The 1545-nt window shown below is 40.2% G+C and carries 2 protein-coding genes; both read right to left on the bottom strand.

The genetic code is table 11. The features are described 5' to 3' along the window. A partial coding sequence (locus H7254_RS11745) for a hypothetical protein (protein ID WP_301933146.1) occupies positions 1–544 on the bottom strand: 544 nt, incomplete at its 3' end. Positions 545–887: 343 nt separating this feature from the next. Then, positions 888–1545 (bottom strand): 3-methyl-2-oxobutanoate hydroxymethyltransferase (panB, locus tag H7254_RS11740; protein ID WP_301933145.1); only part of this gene is annotated, 658 nt, incomplete at its 5' end.

Raw genomic sequence — 1545 nt, 5'->3', positions numbered from 1 at the left:
TACCGTACGAATCTTTATTACCCGTTGGGTCACCTGCATCGCCTTTTCCATTCTTATTATTTCCCTGCATCGTGTAACCATTATCCTGTGTGGCGTTGTTACCGTTTTGTTTACCTGGGCCATTGTAAACTAACTTTGGGGTTTTAGGCTTAGGAGCAGGCACTACTGCAGTTGTGGGAGTTGAGGTTGTAATTTTTACAGGGGTTACTTTCTTTACAGATTTCACAACCTGAGCGGCAGTTTCCTCCGCATTATCATCGGGTGTTATTCTTTCTTCAGCAACTTCTTCTTGTGCAGGTACAGGTTGCGGCTGTTCTGCAATTTCTTTTTCCGGTTTGCCCGGGCCTTTTATTAACGGCTGTTCTTCGCCAAAACCTTCGTCATTGTTGCCTAAATTAATTTCCATTAAATCCTGCACTACGGGTGGTGAAGGAGGCAAAACCGTCCAGCTGATAAAAATAAACATGAGCAGCAAAGCCCCACAAATAATTGCGGTGTAGGTTAATGCTTTTTTGTGTCGTTCTTTATCAAAATTATTTGCCATGCTATAAAGTTATATTTCTCTTTTGTATTAGCTGATAATTTTTTAAATTTTGACAGGCCATAAAATCATTTTAACAAAATTAATTATGTCATAACTTTTGCATGATTAAAAGAATGATGGAATTAAATTTTTAAAAAAGTTGAAAAAAGATTTACTGTTCAAATATAGCCCCGATTGAAGTGGCTATCCTTTTTTGCCTGTCTTTAGGGCAAAAAAGATAACAACGTAAAGCGGGACCACTGTTGAAAAAGCCACTACAGTTCCGCTTCAAAAAAAATAAGAAATGAATTCTATTCATAACCAAAACTATCCGGCTCCTCGGGTATTTTTCGTGGAAGGAAAATTAATACTGCTCCGTTTCGTTGGGGAAATCGCTGCTTTTAATATCGGTAATATATTGTTTAACTGCACCTGTAATTTGCTCATTCATATTTAAATATTTGCGCAAAAAACGGGGTTTAAATTCTGAGTTTATGCCAAGCATATCATGCATTACCAACACCTGTCCATCGCAACCATTGCCGGCACCAATACCAATTGTTGGTATATGTAAACTTGCCGTAACTTCTGCTGCAAGGCTGGCGGGAATTTTCTCCAACACAATTGCAAAGCAACCTGCTTCCTGTAAAAGCAGTGCATCTTTTTTCAATTGCTCTGCTTCTGCATCTTCTTTTGCACGAACTGTATACGTGCCAAATTTATAAATGCTCTGCGGCGTTAAACCTAAGTGTCCCATAACTGGCACACCACTGTTTACAATGCGTTTGATGGATTCTACTTCATGCTCGCCACCCTCTAATTTGATGGCATGTCCACCCGTTTCTTTCATTATGCGGATTGCATTGTTTAGCGCCTCCGTGCTGTTGCCCTGGTAAGAACCGAAAGGCATATCCACCACTACCAAACCCCGATCGATGCCTCGTACAACGCTTTGTGCATGGTAAATCATTTGATCCATCGTAATAGGCAAAGTGGTTTCGTTGCCCGCCATTACGTTGCTT

It is taken from the genome of Ferruginibacter sp. (assembly GCF_014377975.1).
Lineage (GTDB): Bacteria > Bacteroidota > Bacteroidia > Chitinophagales > Chitinophagaceae > Ferruginibacter.
This window is presented reverse-complemented; position numbering and strand designations above follow the sequence as displayed.